Raw genomic sequence first — 16,191 nt, 5'->3', positions numbered from 1 at the left:
CGGCCGCGGTCCTTGATCAGGGGGAAGGGGACGACGACCTTGGACGTTACCCACCGGTATTGGTTCCCCGATAGGGGGGCCGCCCAGATGTTTTACGCGTCACACAGTGCGTCACGCATACCGGACCGCGGCACGGGGGTGCTGCCCGAAGCGTAGTCCAGTTCTTCCGCCGTCCGTAAGGAACCGCAGGTCGCGGCCGTCTCCCCGGGATGCTGCGGACGGCGTAGGGTCCAGCGCATGCGAGTCCATGTGGTCAGTGACGTACACGGGAACAGCGAGGACCTCGCCAGGGCGGGCGACGGGGCCGACGCCCTGCTCTGCCTCGGCGACCTCGTGCTGTTCCTGGACTACAGGGATCGCTCCCGGGGGATATTCCCGCGGCTTTTCGGGACGGAGAACGCCGAGCGCATCGTCGAACTCCGCACCGCCCGCCGCTTCCGGGAGGCCCGCGAGTTCGGCGCCCGGCTGTGGGCCGGGCTGGGCGGCGGGGAGGGGGAGCGCCGCCGCGTCATCGAGTCCGCGGTGCGCGAGCAGTACGCGGAGCTGTTCGCCGCCTTCCCGCGGCCGACGTACGCCACCTACGGCAATGTCGACATCCCGGCGCTCTGGCCGGAGTACGCCGGCGCGCACGGGGTCACGGTGCTCGACGGCGAGCGGGCCGAGATCGGCGGCCGGGTCTTCGGCTTCGTCGGCGGCGGACTGCACAGCCCGATGCGCACCCCGTACGAGATCGACGACGAGACCTATGCCGCCAAGGTGGCCGCCCTCGGTGAGGTGGACGTGCTGTGCTCGCACATCCCCCCGGAGGTCCCCGAGCTCTGCTACGACACCGTGGCCCGCCGCTTCGAACGGGGCAGTCCGGCCCTGCTGGAGGCGATCCGCGAACTCCGCCCGCGCTACGCCCTGTTCGGGCATGTGCACCAGCCGCTGGCGCGCCGGATGCGTGTCGGCGCCACGGAGTGCGTCAACGTCGGCCATTTCGCCGCGACCGGGACGCCGTGGGCGCTGGAGTGGTGACCGGCGGCGGGCAACCCCCGCCCGGCGGGGCGGAGGAGGGTGCGGACGGCCGGCGGGAGGGGCCCGCCGGGGCCGGTCACGGCGCGCGGTAGCCTTCACCAGCAGGGGCGCAGGCCGGAGCCGACCGCAGTGAAGGAGCCACCGCGATGGCGGAACACACCAGCTCGAACATCACGATCGAGGCGGCACCGGGCGAGGTCATGTCGGTGATCTCCGACTTCGACCGCTACCCGGAGTGGACCGGGGAGGTCAAGGAGGCCGAGGTGCTGGCCAAGGACGACCGGGGCCGGGCCGAGCAGGTCCGGCTGGTGCTCGACGCCGGTGCGATCAAGGACGACCACACCCTCGCCTACACCTGGACCGGCGAGCACGAGGTGAGCTGGACGCTGGTGAAGTCGCAGATGCTGCGCTCCCTGGACGGCACCTACCGGCTGACTCCCCTCGACGGCGGCGCCCGTACCGAGGTCACGTACCAGCTGACCGTCGACGTCAAGATCCCGATGCTCGGCATGATCAAGCGCAAGGCCGAGAAGGTCATCATCGACCGGGCCCTGGCGGGCTTGAAGAAGCGCGTCGAGAGCGGCGCGCAGGCCTGAGGTGACGCGCCCCCTCGTCCGCACGGTCCTGGTGACCGGCCCCGGCGGGGCGGGCCGTACCACCGCCGCCGCGGCCTCCGCCCTCGCCGCGGCCCGGTGCGGGCGGCGCGTCCTGCTGCTGACCACCGGCCGGCCCGGCCCGCTGGACGCGGTACTGGGGCGCGCGCTCCCGGCGCCCGCCGCGGCCACCCGCGCTCCGGAGCCCGGAGCGGCGCCGCACGCCCCGGCGGATGCCGCGTACACCCCGGGCGCCCCCTGGACCGTGCCCGTGTCCGCCGCGCCCGGTCTCTGGGCGGCCCGCGTCGAGGGCGGGGAACACCTGCGGGAACGCCTCCTTGCCCTCCAGGAGCGCGGTGGACCGGCACTCGACCTGCTGGGCGCCTCTCCGCTCCACCGGGACGAGCTCGCGATCCTGCCGGATGCCGGGCGGCTCGCCGTCCTCCGCGCCCTCCGCGCGGTCCGCGATCTGCCGGCGCGCGCCCCCGGATCGGCCGCCTCCGCATCCGCCCCCGCGTCCACCGCCGCTTCCGTCTCCGGCAGCGTGCCGGCCACCGCACCCGCCTCCGGCGCGGGCACGGCGGGCGGCCCGTCCGGGGCGGAGCATCCGGCGGCGGGGACCGGGTTTCCGGACGCCTGGGACCTGGTCGTCGTCGATCTGCCGCCCGCCGAGGAGGCGCTGGCCGTCCTGGCGCTCCCCGAACAGCTGAGCTGGTATCTGGACCGGCTGCTGCCCCCGCGGCGGCAGGCCGCCCGGGCCCTGCGGCCGGTGCTCGCGCAGCTCGCGGGGGTGCCGATGCCGGCCCCCTGGCTCTACGAGGCCGCCGACCGGGCCCGCGCCGAACTCGCCGCCGCGAAGGAGGTGCTGAGCGCTCCGACGACCACACTGCGGCTGGTCGCCGAGCCCGGTCCGGCGGCCGTCGACACGCTCCGCCGGCTCCGCCCGGGACTCGCCCTGCACGGCCACCGTGTCGACGCGGTCGTCGCCGGAAAGGTGCTGCCCACCGGTTCGGCCGACCCCTGGCTGGCGGCCCTCTCCGGCGAGCAGCAGACCGCCCTGAAAGCCCTGTACGAGGAGTGGGCGGACCCGGACACCGGCTCGGCCGTGTACGAACTGCCGCACCTCGGCCGCGAACCGCGCGGCCCGGAGGACCTCACCGCGCTGGCCGCCGCACTCGGGCACCGGCCGCCCGGGAGCCCCGGACACCACCCCGGCGCACCGGTGGTACCGGCCCCGTACGGCCGGGCACCGCGGGGCGAGGCCGTGCACGGCGCCGTACCGGTCCCCGCGCCGGAGCGCACTCCCGCGCCCACTCCGGCGCCGGGCGCCCCCGGCTGGCCCGTGGAGGACCGGCGGGCCGAGGAGGGGGTGCTCGTCTGGCGCGTCCCGCTGGCCGGAGCCGAGCGCGGGGACCTCGAACTGGTGCGGCGCGGGGACGAACTCCTCGTCGCCGCCGGTCCGTTCCGCCGCATCGTCCCGCTGCCGCCGGCGCTGCGCCGCTGCACCGTGGCCGGCGCCGGGCTGTCCGGGGGCGAGCTGCGGGTCCGCTTCGTGCCCGAGCCCGGGCTCTGGCCCCGCACCCCCTGAGAGCCGGCGCGGCGCGGCCGGGAGCGGCGTGCCGTGAAGGGCCGGACAGCCCCGGGGTCCATGCCGCTAAGACGGCCATCGGCGGCGGTTCCGGTACCGTCGAAGGCGGGGGTGCCCGCAGAGGCGCCTGACCGCCGATCCCGCAGCAGGAGCCCGCAATGAGCGATCCCACCGAGCGCCCGGCCGCCGAACCCGCCGGGACCCCGGCCCCGAGTCCGGCCCCGGCCACCGACGCCGACGCCTGGTCCACGGCCTGTGCCGAGGACCTCGCGGCCGAGAAGGCGCGCCGCCGCGCCCAGCACGGCAGGCCGCCCGGCAGCGCCGCCGAGGAACTGCGCAAACTGGCCGACGCCGTGACGGACAAGCTCTCCTCGCTGCAGCTCCCGGTCGCGGGCCTGGCCGCGCAGAGCGCCGTGCAGCAGCTGGTCGACCGGGCCAAGGCCGCCGTGGAACCGGTCGTGGAGCGCAACCCGGACGTCTTCGACCACCTCGCCGCCGCCGGCTCCGAGCTCCTCGCCGCCTACCGCTCCGCCGTGGAGCGCCAGGAGAGCCGCTGGACCCGGGACGGCGGAGCGGCCTCCGGTGCCGGCCCCGGGAGCCCCGGCAGCCCCGAGAGCAGGGAGGAGACCGGAGAGGCCCGCGAGGGGCGGGAGGGTCCCGAGGGTCCGTCCGGAAGCCAGCGCATCGACCTCGACTGACCACAGCTCCGGTACGGTTGGTCACGCAGCGGGGATCGACCGGACAACTGAGGGACACATGGGACTCACCATCGGCGTCGACATCGGCGGCACGAAGATCGCAGCTGGCGTGGTCGACGAAGAGGGCTCGATTCTCGAAACGAGCAAGGTCGCGACCCCACCGACCTCCGAGGGCGTCATCGACGCCATCGCGGAAGCGGTCCGCACGGTCAGCACCGGCCACGAGATCTCGGCCGTCGGCATCGGCGCGGCGGGGTACGTCGACGAGAAGCGGGCCACCGTGCTCTTCGCCCCCAACATCAACTGGCGCCACGAGGCGCTCAAGGACAAGGTCGAGCAGCGGGTGGGGCTCCCGGTCGTCGTCGAGAACGACGCCAACGCCGCCGCCTGGGGCGAGTACAAGTTCGGCGCCGGCGCCGGCCACGACGACGTCATCTGCATCACGCTCGGCACCGGCCTCGGCGGCGGCATCATCATCGGGAACAAGCTCCGCCGCGGCCGTTTCGGCGTCGCGGGCGAGTTCGGGCACGTCCGGGTCGTGCCGGACGGCCTGCTGTGCGGCTGCGGCAGCCAGGGCTGCTGGGAGCAGTACGCCTCCGGGCGCGCCCTCGTCCGCTACGCCCGCCAGCGCTCCGTGGCCACCCCCGAGAACGCGGAGATCCTGCTCTCGCTCGGCGACGGAACGCCCGAGGGCATCGAGGGCCGGCACGTCAGCCAGGCGGCGCGGCGCGGCGACCCGGTCGCCGTCGACTCGTTCCGCGAACTCGCCCGCTGGGCCGGCGCCGGGCTGGCCGATCTGGCCTCGCTCTTCGACCCCTCGGCGTTCATCATCGGCGGCGGGGTCTCGGACGAGGGCGACCTGGTCCTGGAGCCGATCCGCAAGTCCTTCCGGCGCTGGCTGGTCGGCAGCCAGTGGCGGCCGCACGCGCAGGTGCTCGCCGCGCAACTCGGCGGCAAGGCCGGTCTGGTGGGTGCCGCCGACCTGGCGCGCCAGGGCTGACCCGCGGCGGAGCCGCAGGGAGGAACGGGGCGGATGAACACGGCGGGGACGGGCGGAGCGGGGACGGCCGGGGCGGAGCACGGTCCGGGCCCCGGCGGCGCGGCGGAGGACCGGACGGACCTGCCCGCCTCCCGCACCGAGCCGGACGGCTCCGCCGTGATCCGCGTGCTCAGCTACAACATCCGCTCGATGCGCGACGATCAGGAGGCGCTGGCCCGGGTCATCCGGGCCTGCGCCCCCGATCTCGTCCTGATCCAGGAGGCGCCGCGGTTCTTCCGCTGGCGCAAGGCGGTGGCACGGCTCGCCCGCGCCGCCGGGCTGGTGTACGTCACGGGCGGGGCCACCGCCACCGGCCCGCTGATCCTCTCCTCGCTTCGCGCGCACGTGGAGCGCACCGAGGACATCCTGCTGCCGCTCACCCCCGGGCTGCACCGGCGCGGTTTCGCCACCGCGGTGCTGCGGTTCGGGGGCGCCCGGCTGGTGGCGGCGAGCTGCCATCTCAGCCTGGCGGCGGCCGAACGCACGGCACAGGCCGGAATGCTGCTGGAGGTGCTGGACCGGCAGACGCGGGAGGCCGGGGTGCCGTACGCGGTCGTGGGCGGCGACCTCAACGACCGGCCGGACGGACGCGCGTTCCGCCGGCTCACCGGCGGGCTGCGGGACGCCTGGGCCGAAGCCCCCTGGGGCGGCGAGTACACCTCGACCCCCGCCGAACCGCACCAGCGCATCGACGCGGTGCTGGCCACGGAGGGCGTGGAGATCCTGGGCTGCGGGGTTCCCCTCGGCCTCGCCGGCGTCCGCCATGCCGACCTCGGGGCCGCCACGGATCATCTCCCCGTCCTGGCCGCCCTCAGAGTCCCCGCGGCGCCGCCCGCCGCCGGGCGGAGCGGTGCGCCGGCGCGTCCCTGAACGCCGCCCGCCCGCACGGCGGATGGCGCGCCGGGACTCCGGTACCGGCGCCGGGCCGGCGCGGGCCCCGGCACGGGGAAAGCCCCCGGCATTGGCGAAGACCCCCGTGCGACGGAGGTACCCACCTCGATCGCACGGAGGCCTTCGGGGAACACCGTAGGCGCGGCGGGCCGTTTTCGGAAGGCTCCGGTCCGCCGATGTTCGGCCTCCCGGCTTCCCGGCTTGCCGGCTCCCCGGCGGGCCCGGGGCCGGGGCCCGGGCTCAGACGACGGCGCCCCGGCCCGGGTCGTCGTCCTCCTCGTCGTCCTCCCGCATCCGGGCGACGAGGGTGGCGAAGCCGCCCAGGAAGCCGCCGACCCCGAGGACCGCGATCCACCAGGTGACCGGCTGCTGGAACAGCACCGTCACGATGAGCAGCAGGGGACCGCCGAGCACCGCGAGCCAGGCGAACTTGGTGGGGGTGTCCGCCTGCGGGAGCGGCGGCGGCTCGGGCGGTACGAAGTGGTCCTCGTCCGCGCCCTCCGCGCCTCCCCGACCCTCGGCGGGCTCCTTCGGGCTCCAGTCCCGGGGGCCCATGCCGGCCGGGAAGATCACGCTCGACCCCAGCGGCCGGTCCGCCCCGGCCGCCGGCCCGGAGCCGCCGGAGCCGCCCCCGCCGGAGGGGTCGGACGAGGCGGAGGAGCCGGTCTCGGCCCCGGAGGCACCTGCCGCCCCCGGCGTTGCCGTCTCCCCGGTGCCGGTGCCGGTGCCGGCCCCGGCTTCCCGCTCCGCGGAGGCCGGCCCCGCGCCTCCGCTCCGCCGGCCGGCCCCGGAGGGCCCGGGATCTCCGGCAGCCGTCTCCGCCGCGCCCCGCCCCGGTCCGTCCGTCCCGGCCTCCGCCCCCGCGTCCGGCGGGAACGGCTTCAGCGGCTTGTCCGTCTCCAGGAAGCCGGGCAGCGCGCCCGGTCCGGCCACCGGTTCGCGCGCGGGCGGGTCGTCCCCGGGGAACTGGGGCTCCTCGCCGTATCCGGCCACGATCGCCGCCCAGGCGGCCTCCTCGTCGAACGGTTCGGGGCCGTCCTCGTGCCCGGTGCCGGTACCGCGCTCAGCCACCGGTCGCCGTCCCTTCCCGCTGGGCGTCGCCCGCCGTGAGCCGGCCGATGAAGTCGTGGGAGTCCTGGAAGATCCGCTCGGCGTCGTAGTCGAGCGTGGCCACGTGGTAGCTGCGCTCCAGCAGGGTCTCGGTGACGTCCGTGGACGAGACCCTGCTGAGGATGCGGGCGGAGTCGGCCGGGGAGACCACATGGTCCCGCGGGCTGTGCAGCAGCAGCAACGGCTGGGTGACCTGCGGAAGTTCGGCGTCGAGCAACGAGAGGAAGCGGCGCAGCGAGTGCGCGGCGTGCAGCGGCACCCGGTCGTAGGCGGCCTCCTGGACGCCGCCCTTGGCGATGTCGCTCGCCAGGCCCTTGGTGGTGCGCACGAGATGCCGGGCGACGGGCAGGGCGTACGCCGACAGCCCGTGCACCCGGTTCACCGGGTTGACCACGACGAGGCCGCTGATCTCGTCGCCGTGCTTGGCGGCGAGCCGCAGCGCGAGCGCGCCGCCCATGGAGAGGCCGCAGACGAAGACCTTCCGGCACCGGGCGGTGAGGCCGCGCAGACCCCGGTCGACCTCGGCGTACCAGTCCTGCCAGCCGGTGAGCTGCATGTCCTGCCAGCGGGTGCCGTGGCCCGGCAGCAGCGGCAGGGACACCGTGTATCCGCGCCCGGCCAGGAAGTCGGCCCAGGGACGCATGGACTGCGGGGAACCGGTGAAGCCGTGGCAGAGCAGGACGCCGATGTCCCCGCCTTCGTGGTGGAACGGTTCGGCTCCGGGGAGGACCTGCACCGGAGGTCTCCTGTTCGTCGTCGTTTCGCGAGGTCCGGCAGGGGCTGCCGGGTGATGCCGGGCCGGTGGCGCGGCCGGTTTTCACCGTACGCGACGGCGCCGGTACCGGGTAGGTCCGAAGCCCGCCTCCGGGCGGGACCGCCCGCGGCGGCAGGCTAGAGTCGAGGCGCACACACAGGAGGTCCTCGGTTGCTTTACGGCGCAATGAAGCTGTCCATCGGCGGGACGCTGAAACTCGCCTTCCGTCCCTGGGCGGAAGGGCTGGAGAACATCCCGGCGGAGGGTCCGGCGATCCTCGCCAGCAACCATCTCTCCTTCTCGGACTCCTTCTTCTTCCCCGCCATGGTGGACCGGAAGGTCACCTTCATCGCCAAGGCGGAGTACTTCACCTCCCCGGGGGTCAAGGGCAAGCTGACCGCGGCTTTCTTCAAGGGCGTCGGGCAGCTGCCGGTGGACCGCTCGGGCGGCCGCGCCGCGGGGGAGGCAGCGGTCCGCAGCGGCGTCGGGGTGATCGAGCGCGGCGAACTGTTCGGGATATACCCGGAGGGCACCCGCTCGCCCGACGGGCGGCTGTACCGCGGCAAGCCCGGTGTCGCCCGGGTCGCGCTCGCCACCGGGGCTCCGGTGATCCCCGTCGCCATGATCGACACGGAGAAGATCCAGCCGCCGGGCAAGGTCGTACCGAAGCTGATGCGCCCCGGGATGCGGATCGGCAGGCCGCTGGACTTCAGCCGCTACCACGGTATGGAGAACGACCGGTTCATCCTCCGTTCGGTGACCGACGAGATCATGTACGAGATCATGAAGCTGTCCGGCCAGGAGTACGTCGACGTCTACGCCAATGTCGCCAAGCGGCAGCTCGCCGAGGAGGCGAAGCGGCGGAGGGACGAGGAGAAGGCGGCGGCGGACGGCGCGGAGAGCGCCCGGCGGGCCGGGGAGGCCCGGGGGGCACAGGGGGCCGGGAGCGCCGGGGAGACCGGCGCACCGGGAGATTCCGGGACGTAATCCGTCCCGGGCGAGGGGGATTGGGGAGATGGCACCGAGCGTGCGGTCACGCGTACGGCCCGGCGGCGGGGCGGCGGGGGAGGGGAAGCCGCCCGGCGGGCGGGTCCGGCCCCGGATGTCCGTGGAACAGCCGCTCTGGCGGGCCCTGACCGGCTACCGGGTGCTGACCATGCTCTACGCCCTCGCTCTCTTCGGCTACGACCACGACGAGTACGCGCACCCGCTCGGCGCCGCCGCCTATCTCGCCGTGCTCGCCGCCTGGACGCTGGCGACCGTCGGCCGGGTCTCCTCCGCCGAGCGCTGCACCCTGCGCTTCCTGGTCGTCGATCTGACCATGGCGGTCACCGGCATTCTGCTGACGGCCGTCCTCGACACCGCGGAGCGCATCGACACCGGCGGCCCCACCCTGCCGTCCATCTGGACGGCCGGCGCGGTGCTGGGCTTCGCCCTCAAGGGCGGCTGGCGCTGGGCGGCGGTGGCCTCCGCGATCGTCGGCGCCGCCAATCTGATCGAGCGCGGCGCCCCGGCTCAGGACACCGTGCACAACGTCCTGCTGGTGTGGATCGCCAGTGTCGCCATCGGCTACGTGGTGGAGGTGGCCCGGGCCAGTGAGCGCACCCTCGCCCGGGCCCTGGAGGTCGACGCCGCGACCCGCGAACGGGAGCGGCTGGCCCGCGACATCCACGACAGCGTCCTCCAGGTGCTCGCGATGGTGCAGCGGCGCGGCGCGGAGATCGGCGGCGAGGCGGCCGAGCTGGGGCGGATGGCGGGCGAACAGGAGGTGGCGCTGCGCACCCTGGTGGCCGGCGGCCTCGTCCCCGCGGCCCGGCGTTCCGCCGCGAACGCGTCCGGGGGAGCCGCGGAGCCGGATCCGGGCCCGGAGGGCGCCCGCCCCGCGGCCGCGGGTGAGACCGGCCCGGCGCGCGGAGCCGTCCGGGGTGCCCGGGTGCGTACCGGGGCGCCCGGAGGCCCGGACGCCGTGGCGGCGGACGGGAGGTGCGATCTGCGCACCCTGCTCGCCGCCCGCGCCACCTCCCGCGTCTCCTTCGCCGAGCCGGGCGCGCCCGTCCTGCTCCGGACCCGCGCGGCGGAGGAACTGGACGCCGCCGTGGGCGCCGCCCTGGACAATGTGGACCGCCACGCGGGCGCGGAGGCGCGGGCGTGGATCCTGCTGGAGGACGAGCCGGACGAGGTGATCGTGACCGTCCGGGACGACGGCCCGGGCATCCCGGAGGGGCGCCTCGCGGACGCGGAGCGGGAGGGGCGGCTCGGTGTCGCCCTCTCCATCCGCGGCCGGCTGCGCGATCTGGGTGGCAGCGCCGAGCTGTTGTCCGTACCGGGGCAGGGCACGGAAGTGGAATTGCGGATGCCGCGCACGGCACGGGGGAGTGAGGACGCATGACGACGGAACCGGCGGCGGTGACGGTGATGGTGGTCGACGACCACCCGATGTGGCGGGACGCGGTCGCGCGCGACCTGGCGGCGGCCGGGTACAGCGTGGTCGCCACCGCGGGGGACGGCCCGCAGGCGGTGCGGCGCGCCCGTGCGGCGCGGCCCGACGTCCTGGTCCTCGACCTCAACCTGCCCGGGCTGCCGGGCGTCGAGGTCTGCCGGCAACTCGTCGGCTCCCAGCCCGGGCTGCGGGTGCTCGTGCTCTCCGCGAGCGGCGAGCACGCGGACGTCCTGGAGGCGGTGAAGTCCGGCGCCACCGGCTATCTGCTCAAGTCCGCCGGGGCGGAGGAACTGCTGGACGCGGTGGCCCGGACGGCGGCCGGCGACCCGGTCTTCACCCCCGGCCTGGCCGGGCTGGTGCTCGGCGAGTACCGGCGGCTGGCCTCCGATCCCGAGCCGCCCTCCGCCGGCGCCCCGGACACTCCCCGGCTGACGGACCGGGAGACCGAGGTCCTGCGGCTCGTCGCCAAGGGCCTCTCGTACAAGCAGATCGCCGAGCGGCTGGTCATCTCGCACCGCACGGTGCAGAACCACGTGCAGAACACCCTGGGCAAACTCCAGCTCCACAACCGGGTGGAGCTGGTCCGGTACGCCATCGAGCGCGGGCTCGACGACGCCTGACGTTTCGTCAGCCCTTCCGTCACCCCTTCCGTCGCTTTCCTTCGCTCCTTCCGTCACCCCTCGCCGTCACTCCATACGAGTGAAGCCGGAGGCCGGTCTCCCCGGGAAAGTGCGAAATCTCCCGATTGCTCCCATCCCCTGTGATCTGAATCACTACTACCGTGAGCGAGTAATGGCGCGACTACGGAGAATGATCACGAAGGGAAGATCCCATGCGGGTCGGAGTACTGACCGGTGGCGGTGACTGCCCCGGACTGAACGCCGTGATCCGGGGCGTCGTCCGCAAAGGCGTCCAGACTTACGGGTACGAGTTCGTCGGGTTCCGCGACGGCTGGCGGGGCCCCCTGGAAGCCGACACGGTTCCGCTCGACATCCCGGCGGTCCGCGGCATCCTGCCGCGCGGCGGGACCATCCTCGGCTCCTCGCGGACCAATCCGCTCAAGGCCGAGCACGGCATCCGCCGGATCAAGGAGAATCTGGCCAAGCTGGAGGTCGAGGCGCTCATCACCATCGGCGGGGAGGACACCCTCGGGGTGGCCGCCCAACTGGCCGACGAATACGGCGTCCACTGCGTCGGGGTGCCGAAGACGATCGACAACGACCTCTCCGCCACCGACTACACCTTCGGCTTCGACACGGCCGTCAACATCGCCACCGAGGCGATCGACCGGCTGCACACCACCGCCGAGTCCCACATGCGGGTGCTCGTCGTCGAGGTGATGGGCCGTCACGCCGGCTGGATCGCACTGCACTCCGGGCTCGCCGGCGGCGCCAACGTCATCCTCATCCCGGAGCAGCGCTTCGACCTGGAGAAGGTGTGCGCCTGGGTCGAATCCCGGTTCAAGATCCGCTACGCCCCGATCGTGGTCGTCTCCGAGGGGGCCATGCCCCTCGACGGCGACATGGTCCTCAAGGACGGCTCGCAGGACGCCTTCGGCCACGTCCGGCTGTCGGGCGTCGGCGAATGGCTGGCCAAGGAGATCGAGGCCCGCACCGGCCAGGAGGCGCGGACCACCGTCCTCGGCCATGTCCAGCGCGGCGGCACCCCCAGCGCGTACGACCGCTGGCTCGCCACCCGCTTCGGGCTGCACGCCATCGACGCCGTCCGCGACGGGGACTTCGGCAAGATGGTCGCCCTGCGCGGCACCGACATCGTGCGGGTGCCCATCCATGACGCGACGGCGAAGCTGAAGACCGTGCGCCCGGAACTGTACGCCGAGGCGGGCGTCTTCTTCGGCTGACGGCGGCCACAGGAGCACCGGCCGGCCCCGGACCGGAGCCGGAGCGGCGGCCGCCACCGCGGCCCGCCGCTCCGGCTCCCTCCTCCCGGCCCCTTCCCGGGCGCCTGCCTCTCCCGTCCCGGTCCCGTCGGCGGCAACGAGCCCCGTCCGGACGGCTTGTAGCATCAAGGGCGTTGCCGTCAGCCGCTGCTGCTCGTACCGGGAGAATCGTGGACATCCTCGCCTTCGGCGTTCAGAACGACGAGAAGCCGATGATCGAGCGGGCCTTCGCCGGCCGGCACACCGTCCGCTGCGTGGACGTCTTCCTCAACCGGGACACCGCCCCCATCGCCGCCGATCACGAGATCGTCAGCGTCAGCGTCAACGCCCAGCTCGACGCCGACGTCCTGCGCACCCTCGCCGCCGGCGGCACCCGGATGATCGCCCAGCGGGCCACCGGCTTCAACAACATCGACCTGGAGGTGGCCGCGGAGCTCGGCATGACCGTCGCCCGGGTCTCCCACTACTCGCCGTACTCCGTCGCCGAGTTCGCCTGGACCCTGGCCATGGCCGTCAACCGGCGCGTGGTCCGGGCCGCCACCCGCACCCGCGACTTCGACTTCCGTCTCGACGGGCTGATGGGCCGCGATCTGCACGGCCGCACCGCCGGGGTGATCGGCACCGGCAAGATCGGCGAGTGCTTCGCGCGGATCGCCCACGGCTTCGGGATGAGACTGCTCGGCTGGGACGTCGCGGAGAACCCGGCCTGCACCGAGCTGGGCATGGAGTACCGGGAGGACCTGCCCGAACTGCTCGCCGAGGCCGACCTCGTCAGCCTCCACGTGCCGCTGCTGCCCGCGACCGAGCATCTGCTGGACCGGCACGGCCTGTCCGTGATGAAGGACGACGCGATCCTCGTCAACACGAGCCGCGGCGGACTCATCGACACCGGCGCGCTCATCGCGCAGCTGAAGGCGGGCCGCTTCACGGGCGTCGGGCTGGACGTCTACGAGGCCGAGGCCGGGCTCTTCTACCTCGACAAATCGCTCGACGTGGTCACCGACGACACCCTCGCCCGGCTGATGACCTTCAGCAACGTCCTGGTCACCTCCCACCAGGCGTACTACACGCGCGACGCCACCGCCCAGATCATCGGCACCACCGTCGGCAACATCGACGACTACCTGGCCGGCCGCACCAGCGAGAACGTCCTGGTCCCGGCGGGTGGCGCCGCCGGCGGCACCGGCCGGTAAGTGTTCCCCCGCCCGGGTGGCCCGCCGGGGCCACCGGGTTTGGCCCGCCCGTGGGGCGGCGCTGCTCCGACCGGTTGACGCCGGTGCGGGGCACCCCGCCCGGCCGGTGAAAACGGCGATGTATCCCCGTGTCAGCCCCCCACACGACACACGGGACACCCATGCGCCCCCTCCGGCATCTCCTCGTCCTTCTCGGGACGCTCCTCTCGCTCTGCGCCGCCACCCCGGCGTCCGCGCTGGCCGGCCCGCCGGCCGCCACCGGGGCCCCGGCGTCCGGCACTCACGCGTACCACCACCCCGTCTGCCCGACCACGGACCGGGTCGCGGGCACCACGCGACCGCCGGACCCCCGGCTCCAGCGCTACTACCTCGGCGACTGGCGGTTCGGCCCCCGCCACCTTCCGCACCACGGCCCCATCGGCCGGATGCTCCGCGGCTACGACCGGCTGGGCGGCCTGTCCCCCGAGCGCTTCCTCGCCTGCTACTGGAACGAGCCGACGGCCGGCTGGTGGTACCCGGACCCGGACGGCTGGGTCCTGGTCAACGGCCGGCCGCTGAAGATCGGCATCGAGCTGCGGGCCGGGCAGAAGGTCGACCTCTTCGGCAGCGGCTTCGGCAACTTCCTCGCCCCGGCGGGCACCCCCTTCGCGGAGCGCGCGATTCCGCCGAGCAATCTCAACACCATTGATCCGCGGTACCCCTTCGGGTACCACCTCTACGAGGTGGCGGAGCCGTTCACGGTCGAGGCCGGCCCGGCGCGGGCCTGGTTCGGGCAGCCCGGCGGCGGCCTCCAGTACAAGACGGGCCTCTCCGTCCCGGACCTCGTGGCCGCCGGGAAGCTCCGGCCGCTCAACTGACGCCGACGACCGTACGGAACGGGCAACCCGACGAAAGGACCGGCATCGTGGACAGGCGGGAACTCGTCCGGACGCTGCGGGAGGAGCGGGTTCCGGACGCCTTCTATGACATCCCCGGCGTACACGACATCCCGTTCCAGTCGGACGCGTACTTCTTCCTGCGGCCCGGGTCGGACGGCTGGGCGGTCGGCCTCCGCCAGCGCTCCCGCGACCAGGACGTGCGCGCGTATCTCTCGGAGGACGACGCCTGCCGCGACCTGCTCGGCCGGCTGACCACCCTGCCGTCCCCGCCCCCGGAGGGCGGGGCGCGGACCGAGGAGGTCCTGGCCGACGCGGAGGAGATCCAGCGCGAAGCCCGGGAGGACTTCGACGAGGCCCTGCGCAGACAGGGCCGCCCGGACGGGCCGCCGGCCGAGGATTCCTGACGGCGGACCGGCACCACGCACGGCGGGGGCGCGCACCGCGCATCGCGGAGCGCGCCCCCGCCGCCGTGTCATCTCCGCAGGGGCAGCATCATCACCAGCCGGGCGTCGCCGGGGCCGAAGTAGTTCTCGTGGTGGTCGAGCCGGGTGAAGCCCATCGACTCGTACAGTTCCACCGCGGCGGTGTTGGCGGGCTCGACGGTCAGCCGGACCTCGCGCACCCCCGCCGCGCGCAGCCGGCGCAAGGCCTCCGCCATGAGCTGCCGCCCGAAGCCGCGGCCGCGCGACCTCCGGTCGATGCCGAGCCCGAGGATCCAGCTGCGGCTCTTGTCGGACTGGGTGCCGACGAGGACGTACCCCACGAGCGCGTCGCCGTCGTCCAGCACCAGGAGCTGGTCCCCGTGCAGGTCGTAGAGCTGGCGCAGCACGAAGTAGGGGTAGGCGTGCTCGGCGAAGACGGCCTCGTCGAGCCGGGACAGCGGCGGCAGATCCTCCTCGGTGATCGTTCTCACCCATGGCGGCCGGTTCTCCGGGGCCAGAGACACCGCCGAGGCGGCGGACAGCGGTAATCGATCTCCGGAAAGAGCAGTCATGCGCCACTTCCTGGTGAAAGAGTCTGGGACAACGCGTCGTCACCCGTACAGGTGGAACGCGGTTGGACGGCGTGCGCCTTCCGGCGGGGTGGCCGACGGCCGGCGGTCAGACCAGGATTCCCGCGCCGAACAGGACGTTCAAGGCCGGAACGGGCCAGACGCCGCATTGCGCCGACGCGCCCCCCGTGCTCCCTCCGGGCCGGTTCCGTGCTTCCGCGGACCCCGTATGGCTTGTTCAAAGCGAAGACCGCGCCGGAGTTTCTCGCTACGCTTGGCAGATGGTTCTGAGAACGTTTGATCCCGGGCGCGGGAAATCGCAATCGCAAGAGCTCAATGGTGAGACCGACTGGAACGCGTTTGACTCCGACGCGTACGTCGAGCACAACTACCGTCACCTGCGCTCCGACGACGAGCAGATCATCCGCATCGTCCGGGATCACTTCCGGGACCACTTCGGGCGCCACCCGGCGGCCGGGCCCGTGCCGGGGATCGACGTCGGATCGGGTGCCAACCTGTACCCCGCGCTCACTCTGCTCCCCTGGTGCTCGGAGGTCACGCTCTTCGAGCGGGCCGCGACCAACGTGCAGTGGCTGGAGCGCCAGATCCCCGGCTACGAGACCAACTGGGACGCCTTCTGGGGCGTCCTGCGCGAGGTGGAGCCGTACGCGGGGATCGAGGACCCCCGGGCGAGACTGCGGCTGGCGGCCCGTGCGAAGCAGGGCAATCTGTTCGATCTCCCCGAGCGGCGCTGGGGCATCGGCACGATGTTCTTCGTGGCCGAGTCGATGACGACGTCCCTCGAGGAGTTCCGGGAAGGGGTGCGGCGGTTCGCGGAGTGCCTGCTGCCGGGAGCGCCCTTCGCGGCCGCCTTCATGGAGGGCTCCACGGGTTACACGGTCGGCGGGGAGTCCTTCCCGGCCTGCAGCGTGGAGGAGGAGCAGGTGCGGGGCGCACTGGCTCCCTTCGCCGAGGGGGAAATCCGGATCACCCGCATCGGAATTCCGGGAAACCGCCCTCTTCGCAAGGGGTACAAGGGAATGATCGTCGCATGCGGACGGCGTCATTCTCCTTCTTGATGTTCCGCTGAATCACGCGC

General features: G+C 73.8%; 17 protein-coding genes. 14 read left to right on the top strand and 3 right to left on the bottom strand.

Annotation, left to right across the window (positions count from 1 at the left end; all coding sequences use genetic code 11):
• The first annotated feature begins 237 nt into the window (after positions 1-237).
• From IF83_RS0106310 to IF83_RS0106285, 6 genes are all read left to right on the top strand, one after another.
• Positions 238-1,017: a metallophosphoesterase family protein gene (locus tag IF83_RS0106310; RefSeq protein ID WP_078843215.1), complete on the top strand. Its 780-nt coding sequence runs from the start codon at positions 238-240 to the stop codon at positions 1,015-1,017.
• Positions 1,018-1,163: 146 nt separating this feature from the next.
• Complete coding sequence (locus IF83_RS0106305; RefSeq protein ID WP_030543040.1) at positions 1,164-1,613, top strand: SRPBCC family protein; 450 nt, start codon at positions 1,164-1,166, stop codon at positions 1,611-1,613.
• Between the two features lies 1 nt (position 1,614).
• Positions 1,615-3,198, top strand: coding sequence for an ArsA-related P-loop ATPase (locus tag IF83_RS0106300; protein ID WP_030543039.1), 1,584 nt, complete (start codon positions 1,615-1,617; stop codon positions 3,196-3,198).
• A gap of 158 nt (positions 3,199-3,356) precedes the next feature.
• Positions 3,357-3,896 carry a DUF5304 domain-containing protein gene (locus IF83_RS0106295; protein ID WP_030543038.1) on the top strand — a complete coding sequence of 180 codons (540 nt, stop codon included), beginning with the start codon at positions 3,357-3,359 and terminating at the stop codon, positions 3,894-3,896.
• A gap of 58 nt (positions 3,897-3,954) precedes the next feature.
• The gene (locus tag IF83_RS0106290; protein ID WP_030543037.1) at positions 3,955-4,896 is read left to right on the top strand and encodes an ROK family glucokinase; all 942 of its coding nucleotides are present in this window, start codon (positions 3,955-3,957) and stop codon (positions 4,894-4,896) included.
• Between the two features lie 33 nt (positions 4,897-4,929).
• Positions 4,930-5,805, top strand: coding sequence for an endonuclease/exonuclease/phosphatase family protein (locus IF83_RS0106285; protein WP_158711005.1), 876 nt, complete (start codon positions 4,930-4,932; stop codon positions 5,803-5,805).
• A 261-nt stretch (positions 5,806-6,066) separates the two neighbouring features.
• Here the strand turns inward: IF83_RS0106285 and IF83_RS0106280 are convergent, their stop codons facing one another.
• Together IF83_RS0106280 and IF83_RS0106275 are read right to left on the bottom strand one after the other, a co-directional pair.
• Positions 6,067-6,897, bottom strand: a complete 831-nt coding sequence (locus IF83_RS0106280; RefSeq protein WP_030543035.1) for a hypothetical protein — start codon at positions 6,895-6,897, stop codon at positions 6,067-6,069.
• The gene (locus IF83_RS0106275; RefSeq protein ID WP_030543034.1) at positions 6,890-7,672 is read right to left on the bottom strand and encodes an alpha/beta hydrolase; all 783 of its coding nucleotides are present in this window, start codon (positions 7,670-7,672) and stop codon (positions 6,890-6,892) included. Before IF83_RS0106275 ends, IF83_RS0106280 begins: the two co-directional genes overlap by 8 nt.
• A 189-nt stretch (positions 7,673-7,861) precedes the next feature.
• Between IF83_RS0106275 and IF83_RS0106270 the strand changes: the two genes are divergently transcribed.
• From IF83_RS0106270 to IF83_RS0106240, 7 genes are all read left to right on the top strand, one after another.
• On the top strand, positions 7,862-8,677 hold the full coding sequence (locus IF83_RS0106270) for a lysophospholipid acyltransferase family protein (protein ID WP_244176877.1): 816 nt from the start codon (positions 7,862-7,864) through the stop codon (positions 8,675-8,677).
• A gap of 115 nt (positions 8,678-8,792) precedes the next feature.
• Positions 8,793-10,079, top strand: coding sequence for a MacS family sensor histidine kinase (gene macS, locus IF83_RS0106265; RefSeq protein ID WP_030543032.1), 1,287 nt, complete (start codon positions 8,793-8,795; stop codon positions 10,077-10,079).
• Positions 10,076-10,750, top strand: a complete 675-nt coding sequence (locus IF83_RS0106260) for a response regulator (protein WP_030543031.1) — start codon at positions 10,076-10,078, stop codon at positions 10,748-10,750. The genes macS and IF83_RS0106260 overlap by 4 nt, the downstream gene beginning before the upstream one ends.
• A 212-nt stretch (positions 10,751-10,962) precedes the next feature.
• Positions 10,963-11,991: a 6-phosphofructokinase gene (locus IF83_RS0106255; protein WP_030543030.1), complete on the top strand. Its 1,029-nt coding sequence runs from the start codon at positions 10,963-10,965 to the stop codon at positions 11,989-11,991.
• A gap of 209 nt (positions 11,992-12,200) precedes the next feature.
• A complete protein-coding gene (locus tag IF83_RS0106250; protein WP_030543029.1) occupies positions 12,201-13,223 on the top strand; it encodes a 2-hydroxyacid dehydrogenase in 1,023 nt (340 codons plus the stop codon).
• Between the two features lie 161 nt (positions 13,224-13,384).
• Positions 13,385-14,080 carry a TNT domain-containing protein gene (locus tag IF83_RS0106245; RefSeq protein ID WP_030543028.1) on the top strand — a complete coding sequence of 232 codons (696 nt, stop codon included), beginning with the start codon at positions 13,385-13,387 and terminating at the stop codon, positions 14,078-14,080.
• 47 nt (positions 14,081-14,127) lie between these two features.
• Complete coding sequence (locus IF83_RS0106240; RefSeq protein ID WP_030543027.1) at positions 14,128-14,505, top strand: hypothetical protein; 378 nt, start codon at positions 14,128-14,130, stop codon at positions 14,503-14,505.
• A 68-nt stretch (positions 14,506-14,573) separates the two neighbouring features.
• On the opposite strand, the gene IF83_RS0106235 is transcribed toward IF83_RS0106240, so the two are convergent.
• Entirely contained in the window at positions 14,574-15,095 is a 522-nt protein-coding gene (locus tag IF83_RS0106235) for a GNAT family N-acetyltransferase (protein WP_030543026.1), read from the bottom strand.
• Between the two features lie 278 nt (positions 15,096-15,373).
• Between IF83_RS0106235 and IF83_RS0106230 the strand changes: the two genes are divergently transcribed.
• Positions 15,374-16,171 (top strand): SCO2525 family SAM-dependent methyltransferase, encoded by a 798-nt coding sequence (locus IF83_RS0106230; protein WP_037678865.1) that lies wholly within the window; start codon positions 15,374-15,376, stop codon positions 16,169-16,171.
• Positions 16,172-16,191: the final 20 nt, after the last annotated feature.

It is taken from the genome of Streptomyces albus subsp. albus (assembly GCF_000719865.1).
GTDB lineage: Bacteria > Actinomycetota > Actinomycetes > Streptomycetales > Streptomycetaceae > Streptomyces > Streptomyces albus_E.
Note: the sequence above shows the minus strand (reverse complement) of the source record. Positions and strands in the feature narration are given on the sequence as shown.